This is a genomic window from Sideroxydans sp. (genome assembly GCF_054604835.1).
The window spans coordinates 105,370-124,367 of record NZ_JBTSFG010000007.1 but is presented as its reverse complement, the minus strand read 5'-3'; the positions used below and the strand labels follow the sequence as shown (position 1 = coordinate 124,367).

Genomic DNA, 18,998 nt, shown 5'->3' with positions numbered 1-18,998 from the left:
CATGTTGAAAAGAGTGAGCCTTCTGCTGCTGTGCCTGACAGCGTTCGAAGCGCATGCCGGTGCCGTCGACCAGCTCAAGGCATTCATCTCCGGCACGCGTTCCGCGCAGGCCGAATTCACCCAGACCGTGCTCGACAGCAAAGGCCACAAGATGCAAACCGCATCCGGCACCATGCAGTTCGTGCGTCCCGGCAAGTTTCGCTGGGAGTATCGCAAACCCTACCAGCAACTCATCGTCGGCGACGGCGCGAAGTTCTGGTTGTACGACGCCGATCTGGAACAAGTAACCGTTCGGAAACTGGATGCCGCGCTGGGCAGCAGCCCGGCGGCATTGCTGTCCGGCAACAACGAGATCGAGCGCGACTTTCTGCTGGAAGAAGCGGGCGAACAGTATGGTTTGACCTGGTTGACCGCCAAGCCGCGCAACCAGGAATCCACCTTCTCCGCCATCCGCATGGGCTTCAATGCGCGCTCCGAACTGGCCGCGATGGAACTGAACGACGCCTTCGGCAACACCACCATCTTGCGTTTCGCGCATCTGCAACGCAATCCGCAGCTGGCACCGTCGCTGTTCCGTTTCGTGCCGCCCCAAGGCGCTGACGTTCTGGGCGAATAATGTCTGACCTGTTCGCGCCCAACGCTCCGGCCGCGCCGCTCGCCGAGCGCCTGCGCCCCAAGCACATCGCCGAAGTCATCGGCCAGTCGCATCTGCTGGGCGAGGGCAAGCCGCTGCGCCTCGCCTTCCAGTCCGGCAAGCTGCATTCCATGATCCTGTGGGGCCCGCCGGGGGTGGGCAAGACCACGCTGGCGCGGCTGATGGCCTCGGCATTCGATGCCGAGTTCTTGCCGTTGTCGGCAGTACTGTCCGGCGTGAAGGACATCCGCGATGCCATCGCGCAGGCCGAGCAGACCCTGCAACGCAACGGTCGCCACACCATCCTGTTCGTGGACGAGGTGCACCGCTTCAACAAGTCGCAGCAGGATGCCTTCCTGCCTTTCGTCGAGCAGGGGCTGGTCACCTTCATCGGCGCGACCACCGAGAATCCCTCGTTCGAATTGAACAATGCGCTGCTTTCGCGCGCGCAGGTGTATGTGCTGCAATCCTTGTCAGAAGCCGAGATGGGGGAGTTGTTTGAACGCGCACAGCACACGGCATTGCAAGGCATCACCTTCGATGCGGCTGCACGCGAACGCATCATCGGCTACGCAGATGGTGATGCGCGCCGCTTGCTCAACGTGCTGGAACAGTTGCAGACCGCAGCCGAAGCAGCCGGTTTGCAAAACATCGATGTCGCCTTTCTAGACGCCACACTGGCGCAGAAGATGCGCCGCTTCGACAAAGGCGGCGAAGCCTTCTACGACCAGATCTCCGCGCTGCACAAATCGGTGCGCGGCTCCAATCCCGATGCCGCGCTGTACTGGCTGGTGCGCATGCTGGATGGCGGCGCCGACCCGCGCTATCTCGCGCGGCGCATCGTGCGCATGGCCTGGGAAGACATCGGCCTCGCCGATCCGCGCGCCATCCAGTTGTGCAACGATGCCGCCACCACCTACGAACGCCTCGGCTCGCCGGAAGGCGAACTGGCGCTGGCGCAGGCCGTGCTGTATCTGGCCGTCGCCGCCAAATCGAACGCGGGATACGTCGCGTATAATGCCGCCCGCGCTTTCGTCAAACAGGACAGTTCGCGCGAAGTGCCGCTGCACCTGCGCAACGCGCCGACCAAACTGATGAAGCAGCTCGACTACGGCAAGGACTACCGCTACGCGCACGACGAGGCGGGCGGCTATGCGGCGGGTGAGGATTACTTCCCGGATGGCATGCCGCAAGTGAGTTTTTACGAACCGGTGGATCGCGGGCTGGAAGCAAAGATATCGGAAAAGCTGGCGCATCTGCGAGAGTTGGATGCCAAAGCGAAAAGCAAGAATTAGCCACAGAGAACACAGAGGGCACAGAGATAGTCGTGGCAGATCAACTGACAGAGAAGATAATTGCAGCGGCTATTGAGGTTCACAAAACTCTGGGTTCCGGGCTGCTGGAGTCTATCTACGAAGAGGCGCTGTGTATCGAGCTAGGGCTGAGAGAGCTGCCTTTTCAACGGCAATTGGCAGTCGATGTGATGTACAAAGGCCAGGCAATTCAAGGACAGCGTCTTGATCTGCTGGTTGCAAATGAAGTTGTTGTGGAAATTAAATCCCTGCGAACGCTGCCGGAAGTGGCAACAGCCCAAGTGCTCTCATATCTTAAAGCGACAGGTTTGAAGCGAGGGTTGTTACTGAATTTTGGAGAAAAGCAGTTGGTCAGTGGGGTAAAGCGAATTTCACTTTGAAAAGTGAAGTTAAAGAAAAACAAAATTAGCCACAGAGAACACAGAGGTCACAGAGAAAGACAAATTCAGAGCGGCGGTGCTCTCTGTGTTCTCTGTGTTCTCTGTGGCTAAATTGATTTTGAATTTGAGGTTCTCATGTTAGACATACAAACATTACGTAACGACCTGGCCGGTGTGGCAGCGCGATTGAAGTCACGCGGTTTCGAACTGGACACCGCCAAGTTCGAGCAACTGGAAGCCGAGCGCAAGACCATCCAGACGCGCACGCAAGAGTTGCAGGCCAAACGCAATGCATCCTCCAAGCTAATTGGCCAGGCCAAAGCCAAGGGCGAAGACACGACAGCTATCATGGCCGAGGTGGGCGCGCTGGGCGATGAGCTGAAGCAACTGGAAGTCAAGCTGCCGCAAGTGCTGGCGGACATGGATGCCTTCCTCGCTGTCATCCCCAACGTGCCGCACGCCAGCGTGCCTGTCGGCAAGTCCGAGGCGGATAACGTCGAGATGCACAAGTTCGGCGAGCCGAAGAGATTCGACTTCGAAGTGCAGGATCATGTCAGCATCGGCGAAGGCTTGGGCGGGCTGGATTTCGAGACCGCCACCAAGATCGCCGGTGCGCGTTTTTCCTTGCTGAAAGGACCGCTGGCGCGCATGCATCGCGCGTTGGCGCAGTTCATGCTGGATACGCATACCGACAAGCACGGCTACACCGAGACCTATGTGCCGTATCTGGTGAACGCCGAATCGATGCGCGGTACCGGGCAGTTGCCGAAGTTCGAGGAAGACTTATTCCGTGTACCGCGCGTGGTGGGCGATGACGGGATTGAAAAGAATTTCTACCTGATCCCCACCGCCGAAGTTCCCGTCACAAACATGGTGCGCGACGAGATCGTGCCGATGGAAAAACTGCCGATGAAATTCGTAGCGCACACGCCGTGCTTCCGTTCGGAGGCCGGTTCCTACGGGCGCGACACGCGCGGCATGATCCGCCAGCATCAGTTCGAGAAAGTGGAACTGGTGCAGATGGTGCATCCGGAACAATCCTATGCCGCGCTGGAAGCGCTGCTCGGCCATGCCGAGATCATTCTGCAGAAGCTCGGACTGCCGTATCGCGTGGTCAGGCTTTGCACCGGCGACATGGGTTTCTCCGCCGCCACCACTTATGACATCGAAGTGTGGTTGCCCGCGCAGAACACCTACCGCGAGATCTCGTCCTGCTCCAACTTCGAAGCCTTCCAGGCGCGCCGCATGCAGGCACGCTTCCGCAACGCGGCCGGCAAACCGGAGTTGCTGCACACGTTGAACGGCTCCGGTCTGGCGGTCGGCCGTACGCTGGTCGCGGTGCTGGAGAACTACCAGAATGCCGACGGCAGTGTGACCATCCCCGACGTGCTGCGCCCCTACATGGGCGGCATGGAGAAACTTTCCAAATAGGGCGCGCGCATGAGCGTCGTCCATCTGCTGGGGATCGCCGGTGTCGAAGAGCACGAGACTGCGGTCGCGCGGCACTGGGTGCGCCGGCTGGAATGGCCGATGGTCGGCGTGGCACTGTGGATCGTGCTGCAGTGGTATCTGGAAGAGACCGGCACGCTTTCCCATGCCGTGGCCCGCATCGCCGACTGGCTGGTTTGGCTGGCCTTCTTGCTGGAGACTGTGGTCCTCACCGCGCAAGTGCGCGACAAGCGCCGCTACCTGTTCGGTAACTGGCTGAACCTGCTCATCATCACCGCCGGCTTCCCTTATTTCTGGCAGTTCGCCCCGTTGATTGGTCTGCTGCGTAGCGTGCGACTGCTGCTGGTGGTGGCGTTGCTGCTGCGCATGTCCCGCTCGGCGCGCAAACTGCTGTCGCAGCACAAGCTGGGCACCACCCTCATTGTCGCTTTCGCCGCCATGGTGCTGTCCGGCATCATCATGTCGCGCGTCGATCCCTCCATCGGCGACGTGTGGGACGGCATGTGGTGGGCCTGGGTCACCATGGCCACCGTCGGCTACGGCGATGTGGTGCCGCACACCGGCGCGGGCCGTTTGTTCGCCTCGCTGGTGGTGCTGTTCGGCGTGGTGCTCATCTCCCTGCTCACCGCCAATCTGGCCGCTTTCTTCATCGGCAGCGACGTGGAGAAGATCGAAACTGAAGAAAAAGAATCCGAACGTTTGCTGAAAGATATCGCGGCCCGCCTCGCGCGCGTCGAGAAGATGCTGGAAGATAGTCAGAACAAGCGCGACTAGAACGCTTTGCTATTTTGAGCCAAATCCGAAGGGGAAATGCGAAGTCTTCGGCAGCTTCCCTTCCGCATCCAGTCGCTTCAGCATGTCGTGGTACAGCCGCACCGTCTCGACATGCACCACCGCTTCGCCGCCGCGTGCCTGCCCGTATTTGGTGTTCTCGTAGAACTCGGGCCGCGACAACAGGGGCATCACGCGTTTCACGTCGGCCCATACGTCGGGGCTGAGTCCGCGCTGCCCTGTCAGGATGCGCGCGTCCTCCAGATGTCCCATGCCCTGGTTATAGGCGGCCAGCGCCATCCACAGGCGGTTCTGCTCGGTGATGCGTAGCGGTAATTGCTCCTTCAGCATTTGCAGGTAGCGGGCGCCAGCCAAGATGCTCTCGCGTGGATCCAGGCGGTTCTTCAGTCCCATGCGGTCGGCGGTCACCTCGGTGATCATCATGAAACCGCGCACGTTGGTGTACGAGGTGGCGTTCGGATCCCAGCGCGATTCGCGATAGCCGAGTGCGGCGATCAGGCGCCAGTCGATGCCGGTCAGGTCGGCGGCATCCTGAAACCATTGACGGTAATGCGGCAGCACACTGCGCGTGTCCTCGATGAATGCGGCGACATCGATGCTCCCCAGTCTGTCGTTGTGTCCATAGTGGCGATCGATGGCATGGTGTAGCGCGCGGTTCTTGCGGCTCTCGGCGAGGAAGAGGTTGATCTCTTCCAGCAGTGCCTCGTCGCCTTCTGCGCTGATGGCCCAGCTCATGTCCGAGTCCAGATTCAGGCTCAGGCCGCTGCCGATCTCGGGATGGTAGTTGCGCATGGTGGTGATCTGTTCTTCATTGGCCACCGTGCAGTCGATCTGCTCCTCCGCCAATTCCTTCAGCAATGCGACGGGAGAACTTCTTTTGCGCGATTCCCATTCCAGCTCCTCCAGCTCCTCGCGAACCTTGCGCAAGGCGGCTTCCTGCGCCGACTCGCGTGCGACCACGATCTCGCGCAAAGTGAGTTCTTCCAGTTTGCGCGGAGACTTGCCATTGCAGACCACGCGCTCGTCCAGCTTATGGTATCCGTCGCTGAAGCGCAGGGAAGGGTTGGAGTGCGAGCGAAAACCGGCGGCAAGATGGGCTTCGCCCGCCAGCAAAGTGGCGACAGCCTGGTCGGATGTCTGTTTGACCAGCCTCACGCGCACGTTGAGATGCTTGGCGAACAGGGTGACCAGATCGGATTCGAACGCTGAATCGGTGACCATGGAGGAGTCGGGCACCACTGCGACCAGCTCTCCAGACCGCCAATCAGGCAGCGGCGGCGTTTCGGTCGCCTTGATCACCAGCCATGCGAACAGGCCGACCAGGACGACCACCCGCATTGGATAGAGGCTGCGCATTATCGATCGTGATGCGATTCAGGATGGAGTGAGCAACATTCTGCCCGAAAAAGGAGGTTGCTGGTAAAATGCGCGCCCTTCGGACCGCAGAAGATTTTGATGCGCGTTCGAACAGAGTCTCGGAGAGGTGGCAGAGTGGTCGAATGTACCTGACTCGAAATCAGGCATACCGCAAGGTATCGAGGGTTCGAATCCCTCCCTCTCCGCCAAATACAAATCGCCCCGCGTGGGCGATTTTTATTTGGAGCAGTGCGAAGCGTGGACGAGACCGCACGGGTTCGACAAACGAGCACTGCTCGCGCAGGACGCCTTCAGGCGGTCCCGAACGTAGTGAGGGATGAGAGTTTCGCGGAGGCAACGCGAAAGCCGAACAATCCCTCCCTCTCCGCCAATTGCAAAGCCGCCCCTAGATGGCGGTTTTTGTTGCAGTCGTATGAACTCATTATTTCTATTGACCATGTTCGGGCTTGCCGTTACGGTGACCGCACAACTTGGAACAAAAACAGTGGTAACGGAGGAAGTATGAGTGTCCAGTCAGGCAACGGCGGTGTCGAGCGCCGCAAATACCCGCACATCCGCGACATATTCGACGATGCCTATCGCATCGCATCCCCGTTGCTGGCTACACATGGTGAAGGGGGCGGCACACCCTCGCGCAGCATGCTGCACCAGACCCTGCATAACGCCTTTCCCGATCTGCACAAACAGGACCTTCCCATCCTTATCGCATCCCTGACTCGGGTGTTTCGCGAGCAGGACAAGTCTTCTCGCCAATAACAACGGGCTGTCAACGGCGACAGGATTTCTTACCGGGGCGGGGCGGGGGCGGTGTTAAAATCCGTGCCTGAATTGACTGTCGCCGATCATGCCTCAACCCGCTTTCGTCCATCTTCGTCTCCATAGCGAATATTCCATCGCTGACGGCATCGTGCGCATCGACGAAGCGGTGGCGGCGGCGCAGGCGGATGCACAAGCCGCGCTGGCGCTGACCGACCTTTCCAACGTGTTCGGGCTGGTGAAGTTCTACAAGAAGACACGCGGGGCGGGTATCAAGCCCGTGGCCGGTTGCGATGTGTTCGTCACCAATGATGCCGCGCGCGACCAGCCGCACCGCCTGCTGTTGCTGTGCCAATCCAATGCCGGTTATCTGCGCCTGTGCGACCTGCTGACCCGTGCCTATCTGGGCAACCAGTACCGGGGGCGTCCGGAGATCCGCCGTGAGTGGCTGAGCGAAGGCACCGAGGGTTTGATCGCGCTGTCCGGCTTCCACATGGGTGAGGTGGGGCTGGCGATGCAGAACGGCAACCCGAACGCCGCCAAACAGGCGGCACGCGACTACGCATCGCTGTTTCCCGACCGTCTCTATCTGGAAGTGCAGCGCTGCGGCTTCCCGCGCGAGGAAGAATTCATACGCGACACGGTGCAACTGGCCAATGCGCTGGACTTGCCGGTGGTGGCCACGCATCCGGTGCAGTTCCTTGCTATCGACGATTACAAGGCGCACGAGGCGCGCGTGTGCATCGCCGAAGGCTATGTGCTGAACGACAAACGCCGTGTGAAGCAATTCACTGCGCAGCAACATTTCAAGACACAGGCCGAGATGGCCGAACTGTTCGCCGATCTGCCGCAGGCTTTGCAGAACAGCGTGGAGATCGCCAAGCGCTGCAACCTCACGCTCAAACTCGGCACCAACTACCTGCCCGACTTCCCCACGCCCAACGGCGAATCGCTGGACCAGTTCCTGCGCGACGAATCCTTGCGCGGCCTGGAGCAGCGCATGCTGCATCTGTATCCGGACGAGACGTTGCGCGCCGAGAAGATGCCGGAATATCTTGCACGTCTGGAATTTGAGACCGAGACCATCATCAAGATGGGTTTCCCCGGTTACTTCCTGATCGTGTCCGACTTCATACGCTGGGCGAAATCCTATCGTCACGAGCGCTTCCCCAACGGCGTACCGGTGGGGCCGGGCCGCGGTTCTGGTGCCGGTTCGCTGGTGGCATATTCATTGGGCATCACCGATCTTGACCCGTTGCGTTACGACTTGCTGTTCGAGCGCTTCCTGAACCCAGAGCGCGTTTCCATGCCCGACTTCGACGTGGACTTCTGTCAGGACGGGCGCGAACTGGTGATCCAGTACGTGCGCCATCACTACGGTGAGGCCTGCGTGTCGCAGATCGCCACCTTCGGCACCATGGCCTCCAAGGGTGTGATCCGCGACGTCGGCCGCGTGCTCGATTTCCCCTACATGCTATGTGACCGTCTGTCCAAGCTGGTGCCGCTGGACGGCGTGAAGCCTGTCTCGCTGTCCAAGGCGCGCGAGATGGAGCCGGAGTTCAACGCCATCATCGACAGTGAAGAAGGCGTGGACGAACTGATGGAGTTGGGCGAGCGACTGGAAGACTTGACGCGTAACGTCGGTATGCACGCCGGTGGTGTGTTGATCGCGCCGGGCAAGCTCACCGATTTCTGTCCGCTGTATTGCGCCGAGGGCAGCGAGAGCACGGTCAGCCAGTTCGACAAGGACGACGTGGAAGCCGTCGGCTTGGTGAAGTTCGACTTCTTGGGTCTGCGCACGCTGACCATCATCGATTGGGCGGTGCGCTACATCAAGGCATCGGGCATCGAAGGGACGCAAGACTTCAATATCGACAGCATCCCGCTCGACGACAAGCCCACCTACGACAACATCTTCCGCAATGCCAACACCACGGCCGTGTTCCAGTTCGAGTCGCGCGGCATGAAGGACACGCTGGTCAAGGCGAGGCCGGACTGCATCGACGATCTGATCGCGCTGAACGCCTTGTATCGCCCCGGCCCGATGGACTTCATCCCCGACTACATCAACCGCAAGCACGGCCGCGAGCAAGTCATCATCCCGCACCCGCTGCTGGACAAGGTGGTGCGCAGCACCTACGGCATCATGGTGTATCAGGAGCAGGTGATGCAGGCCGCGCAGGCGGTGGCCGGTTACACGCTGGGCGGCGCCGACATGCTGCGCCGCGCGATGGGAAAGAAGAAGGCCGAGGAGATGGCCGAGCAGCGCGCCATCTTCGTGGCGGGCGCGGAAAAGAACAACATCGACGAGAAGAAGGCGAACGAGATCTTCGACACCATGGAGAAGTTCGCGGGCTACGGCTTCAACAAGTCGCACGCCGCCGCCTACTCCGTGGTCGCTTACCAGACCGCTTACCTGAAGTGCCACTATCCGGCCGCGTTCATGGCGGCCACACTGTCCTCGGAAATGGACAACACCGACAAGGTGAGCTTCTTCTATCAGGACACCGCGCTGCAAGGCGTGCAGATTCTGCCGCCGGACATCAACAGTTCGCTGTACCGCTTCACGCCCACCGACGAGAAAACCATGGCCTACGGTCTGGGGGCGGTGAAGGGCACCGGCGAGGCGGCGGTGGAGAACATCGTGGCGGCGCGCAAGGAAGGCGGGCCGTTCACCGACCTGTTCGATTTCTGCCGCCGCGTGGACAAACGCGTGGTCAACCGCCGCGCCATCGAGGCGCTGATCCGCGCCGGTGCGTTCGACAGCATCAATGACCATCGCTACCAGTTGCTGGCCTCGCTCGATTCGGCGCTGGGCAGCGCCGAGCAGCATGCGCGTGCAGCCAATCAGGTCAGCCTGTTCGGTGACGATCCGGCGGAAGACATGACATTGCCGCTGGCGGATGTGGCGCGCTGGAAACTGCGCGAGCAATTGCAGCAGGAGAAGATCGCGCTCGGCTTCTATCTGTCGGGCCATCCGTATCAGGAGTTCGAGCGGGAGCTGTCCAACTTCGTCAGCATGCGGCTGGACAAGGTCACACCGGAGATATTGCCACCGACCAACGGCAAATCGCGCCGGCAAGAGAAGGAGCTGGTGCTGTCCGGCATCGTCAGTGGCATCCGTATCCTGCAAACGCGGCGCGGCCGCATGGCGGTGCTGACACTGGACGACGGCAGCGCGCAGATCGAGATGACGGTGTTCAACGACTTGTTCGAGCCCAACCGCAACTGGTTGCGCGACGACCAGCTGGTGGTGGCGCGCGGTCGCGCCAGCATGGACGATTACTCAGGCGGCATGCGTATCAGCGCCGATGCGCTGTTCGATTTCGCTTCGGCACGCGCGGTGTTCGCCAAACGGCTGGATATCGATTGCAGCATGGACGACAAGGTATGCACCAAGCGTCTGGCCGAGATGCTCAAGCCCTATTGCGGGGGCGAATGCACTGTGCAGATCAACTACCGCAACCTGATCGGTGCGGCACCGTTGCGTCTGGGCGAGGAGTGGAAGGTCACCCTGCCCGAGGAATTGCTGGCCACGCTGTCCGAGGAGATTGGACACGACAAGGTGCGCGTGGTCTATGCCTAGTCTGGAGATGGCACGGCTATAGCATTGATCACAGTGTGGTATTTTGAGGGTCGGGGGGCCGCAAATACGTGTAAAGGCTGGTAATGCGAGGAGAGAATCAAAATAATCTGCGGTTGATCGATATCGCCACGCGCGATGTCACGACCTGTCTTGCACGATCAAGTCTGGCCGAAGCCGCCGGACTGATGGCGCAACGGCGCTATTCGTCCATCGTCGTCACCGACGACACCCGGCATCCGCTGGGCATCATCACCGAGCGCAATATCCTGCGCGCCATGCATGAAGGTGTCGCGGCAGCATCCCCGTTGCAAAACGTCATGTCGGCACCGGTCGTGGTCATGCCCGGCGATACCCGCGTGCTGGAGGGATACCATACCTGCCAGCGCGAAGGCATACGCCATCTGGTGCTGGTCGACGAGGCTGGGGTGGTCTGCGGCGTGGTCAGCGAGACCGATTTCCGTATGCATCTCGATCTCACGGTATTGGCCGGCCGCCGCCGCGTAGCCTCCATCGCACAACGCACCGGCATCTCCATGCCGCCCGAGACGCCGCTCAAACGGGCGCTCGACCTGATGCATGCCCAGCACAAAAGCTGCGTGGTCGTGGTCACGGCGGACAAGCCGCTCGGCATCGTGACAGAGCGCGATGTGGTGCGACTCTTTTCATCGCGAACGGACTGGATGGATGCCACGTTGGGCGATGTGATGATCTCGCCGGTGTTGAGCGTGCCGCTCAGCGCCACCACCAGTGAAGCGGCCGAACAGATGCTGCTGCACAAGGTGCGCCATCTGGTGGTGGTCGATGCCGACGGCAACATGACCGGGCTGGTGAGCGAACACGACCTGACGCAACTGATGGCGACCGGTTTGCACGAACAGCGTGCCGGCATCGAAGAGTCCTTCCTGCACGCCTTGCTCGACAACATTCCCGATCTGATCTGGCTGAAGGATGTCGAGGGGCATTATCTGGCCTGCAACCATCGTTTCGAGCGTTTCTTCGGCGCGCGGGAGCGCGACATCGTCGGCAAGACCGACCATGACTTCGTGGACAAAGCACTGGCGGACTTTTTTCGCGAACACGACCTGATGGCGATGGCGGCGGATAAGCCCACGGTCAACGAGGAGTGGATCACCTTTGCCGATGACGGTCACCGGGAACTGGTGGAGACCATCAAGACACCTATGCACGACAGAGCTGGCAAGCTGATCGGCGTGCTGGGTGTCGGGCGCGACATCACCGAGCGCGAGCGTATCAAACACATACTGGCCGAGAGCGAACGCGAGTTCCGCTCGCTGGCGGAGAACCTGCCGGACAACATCATCCGTTACGACCGCGATTGTCGGGTGACTTACATGAACCCGGCGATGGCACGCACCATTGCCCCGCAGTTGTTGCCGGTGGTGGGCAAGATACCTGTCGAGGCGGCGCCCGATTCACGCGAGACGCGCGAACTGCAAAGCCTGGTCGAGCAGGTCATGGACAAGGGCGAGCGGGTGGAGGTCGAGTACCCGATCGAACATCCGGACGGCGGCTTGCACTGGCACCATGTCATCTTCGTTCCCGAATGGGACAAGCAGGGCAAGGTCATCGGTGCGATGGGCATAGGCCGCGACATCAATGAGCGCAAACAGGTGGAGCAAGCGCTCAAGGACAGCATCGAGAAATACAGCGACCTTGTCCAGAAGATCCCCGTCGGCGTGTACAAATACCGCATGCTCGCGCAGGGCGGCGGGGTGTTCGATTACGTCAGCCAGCGCTGGTGCGAACTGCTGGATGTGGAAGAGGCTGATGTGAAACGCGAACCGCAGATCGCTTTCTCGCGCATCCTGCCGGACGAGCTGGAGGAATTCGTCTGGCTGCGCAATGCGGCCCGCGAACAGATGCATCCGCTAGAATGGGAGGGACGCATCAAATGCCGCGACGGCGAGATACGCTGGTTGCACATCGCGTCGCAGCCGACCCGGATGGAGAACGGCGACATCCTGTGGGACGGCATCCAGTACGACATCACCGACCGCCGCCGCGCTGACGAATCGCTGCGCATCAACGCCAGTGTGTTCGACAACAGCCAGGAAGCCATCGTCGTCACCGATGCGAACAACCTCATCATCGACGTCAACACGGCGTTCACCACCATCACTGGCTACACGCGTGCCGAGGTGCTGGGCAAGAATCCGAACACGATGAGTTCCGGCCGGCAGGACAAGGCGTTCTACCAAGCCATGTGGCAGTCATTGCAAGAGAAGGGCGCCTGGCGCGGCGAGATATGGAACCGGCGCAAGAGCGGCGAGGTATTTGCCGAGATGCTTTCCATATCGGTCATCGCCGACCATCTCGGTCAGGTGCAGCGTTATGTCGGCATCTTCTCAGATATCACCTATTTCAAGGATCACGAAGCCGAACTCAGCCATGTCGCCAACTACGACGCGCTGACCGGCGTGCCCAATCGCCGCCTGCTGGCGGATCGTCTGCGTCAGGCGATTGCGGTCACGCAGCGCAGCGACACTTTGCTGGCAGTCTGTTACATCGACCTGGACGGTTTCAAAGATGTGAACGATCGCTATGGTCACGAGATGGGCGACAAGTTGCTGATCGACATCACGCGCCGCCTGCAGGAGGTCTTGCGCGCGGGCGATACCTTGTCGCGTCTGGGTGGCGACGAGTTCGTGATGTTGTTCAACGAGATGCGCGACGAAAGCGAATGCTATCTGGTACTGGAACGTGTGCTGAACGTCATCTCACAGCCGGTCGTGCTCAAGGGTGCCCAGGTCGTGGTATCGGCCAGCATCGGCGTGACCCTCTATCCCGAGGACGATGCTGACAGCGACACCTTGCTGCGGCACGCTGATCAGGCCATGTACATCGCCAAACAGAGCGGGAAGAACCGCTTCCATCTGTACGACGCCATGCACGACAAGCGCGTGCGTTCGCTGCACGAGGGGCGCCGTCGTATCTCGCAAGGCCTGGAAGACGGCGAGTTCGAGTTGTATTACCAGCCCAAGCAGGCGCTAGCGAGCGGTGAGATCTTCGGTGTCGAAGCGCTGATCCGCTGGAACCATCCAGAACGCGGCCTGCTCTCGCCCGCCGAGTTCCTGCCCATCATCGAGAACTCGGAACAGGATGTGCAGCTGGGCGCATGGGTGATCAAGAACGCCTTGGCGCAACTGTTCGCCTGGGAGCGCGCGGGTTTGCAACTGCAAGTGAGCATCAACATCTCCGCGCAACATCTGCAGGTCGCAGACTTCGTCGCCAATCTGCAAGGCGAGCTGGCGCAGTATCCGCCACTGCGCGACGGCGCACTGCAGATCGAAGTGCTGGAGACCGCCGCGCTGGAAGATATCGCACAGTCGTCCGAAGTCATCGATGCCTGCCGAAAGATGGGGGTCACCTTCGCGCTGGACGATTTCGGCACCGGCTACTCATCCCTTGTCTACCTGAGCCGTCTCTCCGCGGACACGCTGAAGATCGACCAATCATTCGTGCAGGGCATGAGCCTGAACAAAGGTGACCATGCCATCGTGCAGGGCGTCATCGCACTGGCGAACACCTTCGGTCGGCATACCGTGGCGGAAGGCGTGGAAGACGGTGCGCTGAAGGAGGAACTGCAAGCGATGGGCTGCGGCTCCGTGCAGGGCTACAGCATCGCTCAGCCCATGCCGGCCGGAGAGATCGCGGGGTGGATAAATCAGTTCGGGAATTCAGTCAAACCGCAGCACTATCAGTAGCTGGTAAAGCGCTATACCCCACATGGGGGATGTGCCGCATTCGGATTGACAATAGACTGCCTCGAGCGCAGTGTTGCGCCTGCATCGGCTAGGGAGTTATAGCCATGTATTGCAGTTAAATAATCTTAGAAAAGGGGCATGAAATGAAAAAGAGTATGGCGGCGGTGGCAATGTTGTCGATGTTCGTGGCGGGTTCTGCAATGGCTGAAGAGTCGATGTTCGCAAAGCTCCTCAATGGGGGTAAATCGGCTGGAGGCTACGCGGGTGAGCGTACGCTGATGGGTATGATCGACATCGGGGATACGACCACAACAGGCACGGTCTTCTTGAGTGAAGGCCGCTATATCGATGCCAAGACCGTCATTTCGTTCATTTTGATGGACACGCTCTCGGTCACTGACAGCGGTGGCCGTAACGAAGTTGTAAGCAACTTCATGACCATAGGTATGGGCGCCAAATACTATCTGGGTGAGCCGGCCAAGTCAGCTACCGTGCCGTTCGTGCTGGGTAACGCCGGTATTCTGTTCATGTCCTCATCGATTACAAGACCAGATCCGTTTACCAATATTCCTGTCACTACCGATAGTTCCAACACGGGATTCTCCATACAGGGTGGTGGCGGTTTTGCACACTTCGTCACTGAAGAAGTATCGCTGGACGGAACAGCGCAGGTCTATTCGTACAGCATCTCCGGTGCTAGCACGTCCGGTGTACGCCTGAATGTGGGCCTCACTGCTCGTTTCTGATCTTGCAATGTCTGAACAGGCCGCGTCAGCGGCCTGTTTTTTCTGCGATCCAATAAAAGTGCAGATCATCTGATGAAGAAGATCCTTCTTGGCATCATCCTGTCCATGGCTTTGGTGCTGTCCGATGCGGGAGCCAGAGAAGATCAGGTCGCGGTCGTCGTGTACGGCCAGAATGCTGCCGGCAAACAATACCTGCGCGTGGCGCAGACACGTTTTGAACAACTGCTCGCCGATAACGGCGTAGTGGTGCTAGACCAGAAGAAGGCTGAGCAACTTAAAAGATCCTGGGCGCGGCTGGGCGATCCCGGCGCGTTGATCACGGCAGAGGACTTTGTCGAGAACGCAGGCAAATACGACATCGTGGGCATCTACCGCGTCTATCTGGGTGTGGGCAAGACCACGGGATTGGCTTCAACTTTCACCGCGACCGCTGTCGCAGACATCCGCTTCATCGGCGAGGACGCAACGATCAAATCATTTGCATCCGCACCGATGGGCACCAAGGGTATGCCACCTTCGGACGGGCTGACGGAGTCCGCTGCGGTGAACAATGCCATTCAGCGCGCCATCGACCAGACAGCCGAGAAGTTCGGCATCCAGGTGATGGATATCACCAATCCCAGGCTGGTCAAGTTCTCGCTCAAGCCGGTAGCGATGTTGCCGGACGGGACAGAGTTGCTTGCAGCTCCCCCGCTGCTGGCAAAAGACAGCGAAATGGTCGCCTATGCAAAATTGCAATCGGATGATTGGACCTTTGAAGAGCCGACCTGTGTCAGGGCATCCCCCGATGGCCGCATGGCCGCAGTCGGCACCTATCTGATGCGCACGGCATTCAATTTCGGGCGGCCGACCCGTTCCTATGCGTCCTACCTGCATGTGGTCGACGGCGATGCAAAGCGCGAAGTCGAGCGATTCGAAGTCTCCAACAAGGATCCCCGCTATCAGCGCGGCGGTTCGAAGATCACCGATTGCATGTTCATGCAGACCTGGCGCTATGTGGCGGCCGTATCGCAGAGTCATCTGGTGTTTGCGGACACGGAACGCGGCGTCGAATTGGCGCGGATATTGTTCGACGAACCGTTCGAAGCGCCCGTGCTGAATCATCTGCATACCAAAGCAGCGGACTATCTCGCAGTGAGCGAGGGTGAGCGCAGACTGTTCTATCAGGTGGTGAGAGAGTGAAGACTGCACGCGCTGCTGGAGCGAATGGATCGCTGATGAAGTTCGGCGCAGTGTTATGGATCGCTGCGGCGGCCTTTTCTTTTTCCGCGTCCGCATTCGCGGGTGCATGCACGGGCGGCGGCCCGCGACCCGCATGGATCGACAGCCCCGAGACGGTGACCGACCAGCATTTCTTCGCCGCCGGGGTGTCGGATAGCGCGCGCGTCCCATTGTCGGAACGTATCGCCACCGCCAAGCAGAACGCCTTGAAGAGTCTGTCCGAGATGATCCAGGTCTCGGTCAAGAACGCGTTCGTTCTTGAACAGACGAGTCGCAAGAGCTGGGGCAGTGAATTCACCGACTCCAATCTGAGTTCGGTGACGCAGACATCCACCGAGGCATCGTTGCGCAATGTCGAGATCATAGACACTTGGGAAGATCCGAAATCCTGCGATATGTGGTTGCGCGCGCGTGTTTCCAAAGCCGATGTGGAGAAGGGCAAACAGGAAGGGCTGTCGAAGATGCTGTTCGCCGCGATGAAAGCGAATGCCGAAACAGCGCAGAACGATACGCTATCGCTTGATAGACGGTTGGCCGCCACCGAGGCCGCGCAGGATGCCTTGTCGCGTATCGCTTTCGAGTTCGTCAAGGATCCCGGTTCGGCGGATTACTACCAGAAATTGCTGGGCGGATTGAAAGCATCGTTGCAGCGCGACAAGGACAAGTTGCAGCAGGCGCAGTCCGATCTGCGCGAGGCTGACCTGTTGGTCGCGGAGGCCGGCATGCAGACCAGCGAGAACGAGCGGGCGAAGCGACTGACCAGGGCGACCATTCTGTACAAGACGCTGCTGGCCAACCACAACGCCGGTATCCCCGATATGTTCGGTCCCGGCGATCTGTTGTTCAAACTGGGGGAAGTGGAGCTGCAAAGACGCAGTCCGTGCGGCGCCAGGAACTACTTCCAGCAGGCGCAGGATTCCGAGCAGTTGATCGATCGCCGTGAGATCGCGCGCAAGAAGGCCGAGACACTCGCCTGCTCGGCGGATGATATGGAAAAGACGTTGTGGCGGCAGTATTTCGAAGGACGCCCGGTGACGCTGTTGTGCTATTTCAAAGCTGGCAAGCAAGCGGGAAACTGGCTCAAGGCATGCGATGGGCTCAATAATGTGATCCGCCCATTGGGTGCGGAAGTCGAAGTCAGGAGCAAGCCGCTGACGGCGGCTCAATTGAATGCGATGACACAAGGCGAAGTGCCGGATATGCTGCGACAGGACGGACTGCTGCTGGCAGTGGTCGCTTCAGGCCAGATGGCCTCGCGCATCGATCGCGACCCACAAAGTCGCGGTCGCGATTATCAATTCGATGGTGCCATGGCCAGTTTGCTGGTGGAGAATGGCGAGGTCGTGTTCTCGGACCGCTTCAAAGGGACGACAGGCTGGAATCCCATCTCCTCCGATATGGTGATGGATGTACTCGGTATCAACGTGGTCAAACGCTGGCAGAACAAGTTCTCGAAGTTCCTGAATCAGGATATGAAGCAATGATGCCTGTCGTGGCCGGATCGATCCGATACCGGGGCGGGGCCGAAGGAGTGTGATGATGGGTGTTCGAACGATCATGAGCATGGCTTTGCTTTACGGCCTGCTTGGACTGACGGCGGCGGATGTCTGTCTGGCCGATGAAACGATCGAAGTGGTCAGGTCGGAAGGGGTGCTTCAGGTCGGCGAGCCGGACAAGCAGGCGACGGATGCCAAGGTCAAACGATTGACCGGCAACCGCTATGTGTTCAGCACGGGTGCCAACGGTAGGGCGGTGGTCAGAGTCGGCAACGCCGGATTCGTGGTCGTCGAACGCAACAGCTCGCTGGAGGTGGATCGCTCCAGCGGTGCGGTGAACCTCTTCAGACAGGTCAGCGGTATGATCTATTACGCGATGAACAAGGTGCAGCGATCCACGCACAAGGTAAAGATCAAGACGACGACCGCCGTGATCGGCGTGCGCGGTACGCGCTTTGTGGTGGTCGATGAGGAGACGCGCAAGGAGATCGGTATGCGCAAGGGCGAGATCAGCGTGACCAGCCCCAACGATGAATACGAGATCCACCGCCGGCAAGTGGACGACGAATTCGACGCATACAAGAAAGAGGCGCGCGATGCGATCGCGCGCGAGAAGAAGGCGTATGAAGACTATCGTGCGGAAACGGCCCGGGAGTTCATCGAGTACAAGCGCGAATTCACTTTGGCTGCCGACAGGATGGTGTCTTTCGATGGGAACAAAGTCACGGAAGGTGCGCTGAACGAAAAGACCAAGCAGGATATGGAAAGCCTCGAATCTTTCGGGGCGGAGTGGATAGGGACAGTGCACGACTGAGTCGGGTCGCGTGCTGAAGTTCAATGGGGTGTTCGGGTATATCAATCAGAGGAGGGTGCATCATGCGTAATCGTATCGTTGGTTCGTTAGTGGTTCTGGGGATGTTGGCAGTCAGTGGTTGCGGCAGCGCGCCGGTAAAGGAAGAGAAGGTCGAGGCGGCACCCGAGTGCGTGTTCCCGAACTCCCAGAAAGCGGCGCCGGACTGGGTGTGCGACATGCCGGTTGAAGGCGTGACGGTATCGGCGGTAGGCGTGGCGGCGAAGTCGGCGGCCGGCGTGGGATTCATGAAGCAGATGGCGATTGCCGATGCGCGCGTGCAACTGGCGCAGATGGTGCGTATCCGCGTGACCAATATGATCAAGCAGTATGCGGAGACGACCGGTGCAGCCAATCAGCAGACCGTGGACCAGGTGAATACTTCGGTCACCAAACAGATCACGGAAGAGACACTGGTCGGCACGCGTTTGTATCGCACCATCACCGGGCCGGACGGTTCCATGTATGCACTGGTCGGACTGGATGAGGTCAGCGCTCAGAAGATCACCGAGACCGCGCTCAAGACCAGCATGAACAACGATCGGGCAGCCTGGCAGCAGTTCCGTGCCCAAAAGGGACAGGACGAGTTGGCGGCAGACATCGCCCAACAAAAGCCGGCCCAGTAACGGCGAAAGCGCAGCGATTGCGCGAGACCACGGTCGGGGGGGGGGGG

14 protein-coding genes and 1 tRNA gene are annotated in these 18,998 nt (G+C 59.8%); 14 read left to right on the top strand and 1 reads right to left on the bottom strand.

Annotation, left to right across the window (positions count from 1 at the left end):
- Nucleotide 1: 1 nt before the first annotated feature.
- From lolA to ACYCZ5_RS11965, 5 genes are all read left to right on the top strand, one after another.
- Entirely contained in the window at nt 2–616 is a 615-nt protein-coding gene (lolA, locus tag ACYCZ5_RS11985) for an outer membrane lipoprotein chaperone LolA (RefSeq protein ID WP_461545035.1), read from the top strand.
- Entirely contained in the window at nt 616–1,929 is a 1,314-nt protein-coding gene (locus ACYCZ5_RS11980; RefSeq protein WP_461545034.1) for a replication-associated recombination protein A, read from the top strand. The genes lolA and ACYCZ5_RS11980 overlap by 1 nt, the downstream gene beginning before the upstream one ends.
- 32 nt (nt 1,930–1,961) lie before the next feature.
- Entirely contained in the window at nt 1,962–2,327 is a 366-nt protein-coding gene (locus tag ACYCZ5_RS11975) for a GxxExxY protein (RefSeq protein WP_461545033.1), read from the top strand.
- Between the two features lie 135 nt (nt 2,328–2,462).
- Entirely contained in the window at nt 2,463–3,758 is a 1,296-nt protein-coding gene (gene serS, locus ACYCZ5_RS11970; protein WP_461545032.1) for a serine--tRNA ligase, read from the top strand.
- 9 nt (nt 3,759–3,767) lie between these two features.
- On the top strand, nt 3,768–4,550 hold the full coding sequence (locus tag ACYCZ5_RS11965) for a potassium channel family protein (protein ID WP_461545031.1): 783 nt from the start codon (nt 3,768–3,770) through the stop codon (nt 4,548–4,550).
- 9 nt (nt 4,551–4,559) lie between these two features.
- Here ACYCZ5_RS11965 and mltF read toward each other — a convergent pair whose 3' ends face one another.
- Nucleotides 4,560–5,906 carry a membrane-bound lytic murein transglycosylase MltF gene (gene mltF, locus ACYCZ5_RS11960; protein WP_461545030.1) on the bottom strand — a complete coding sequence of 449 codons (1,347 nt, stop codon included), beginning with the start codon at nt 5,904–5,906 and terminating at the stop codon, nt 4,560–4,562.
- Between the two features lie 139 nt (nt 5,907–6,045).
- Here mltF and ACYCZ5_RS11955 point away from each other — a divergent pair.
- From ACYCZ5_RS11955 to ACYCZ5_RS11915, 9 genes are all read left to right on the top strand, one after another.
- A tRNA-Ser gene (locus ACYCZ5_RS11955) sits at nt 6,046–6,133 on the top strand.
- 313 nt (nt 6,134–6,446) lie between these two features.
- A complete protein-coding gene (locus ACYCZ5_RS11950) occupies nt 6,447–6,701 on the top strand; it encodes a hypothetical protein (protein WP_459722065.1) in 255 nt (84 codons plus the stop codon).
- An 88-nt stretch (nt 6,702–6,789) separates the two neighbouring features.
- Nucleotides 6,790–10,287, top strand: coding sequence for a DNA polymerase III subunit alpha (gene dnaE, locus ACYCZ5_RS11945; RefSeq protein WP_461545029.1), 3,498 nt, complete (start codon nt 6,790–6,792; stop codon nt 10,285–10,287).
- 83 nt (nt 10,288–10,370) lie between these two features.
- Nucleotides 10,371–14,012 (top strand): EAL domain-containing protein, encoded by a 3,642-nt coding sequence (locus ACYCZ5_RS11940; protein WP_461545028.1) that lies wholly within the window; start codon nt 10,371–10,373, stop codon nt 14,010–14,012.
- A 143-nt stretch (nt 14,013–14,155) separates the two neighbouring features.
- Nucleotides 14,156–14,758, top strand: coding sequence for a hypothetical protein (locus tag ACYCZ5_RS11935; protein ID WP_461545027.1), 603 nt, complete (start codon nt 14,156–14,158; stop codon nt 14,756–14,758).
- 72 nt (nt 14,759–14,830) lie between these two features.
- Complete coding sequence (locus ACYCZ5_RS11930) at nt 14,831–15,940, top strand: hypothetical protein (RefSeq protein ID WP_461545026.1); 1,110 nt, start codon at nt 14,831–14,833, stop codon at nt 15,938–15,940.
- Nucleotides 15,937–17,463: an LPP20 family lipoprotein gene (locus tag ACYCZ5_RS11925; RefSeq protein WP_461545025.1), complete on the top strand. Its 1,527-nt coding sequence runs from the start codon at nt 15,937–15,939 to the stop codon at nt 17,461–17,463. The genes ACYCZ5_RS11930 and ACYCZ5_RS11925 overlap by 4 nt, the downstream gene beginning before the upstream one ends.
- Before the next feature lie 52 nt (nt 17,464–17,515).
- Nucleotides 17,516–18,289 (top strand): FecR domain-containing protein, encoded by a 774-nt coding sequence (locus ACYCZ5_RS11920; RefSeq protein WP_461545024.1) that lies wholly within the window; start codon nt 17,516–17,518, stop codon nt 18,287–18,289.
- Nucleotides 18,290–18,351: 62 nt separating this feature from the next.
- Nucleotides 18,352–18,951, top strand: coding sequence for an LPP20 family lipoprotein (locus tag ACYCZ5_RS11915; RefSeq protein ID WP_461545023.1), 600 nt, complete (start codon nt 18,352–18,354; stop codon nt 18,949–18,951).
- Nucleotides 18,952–18,998: the final 47 nt, after the last annotated feature.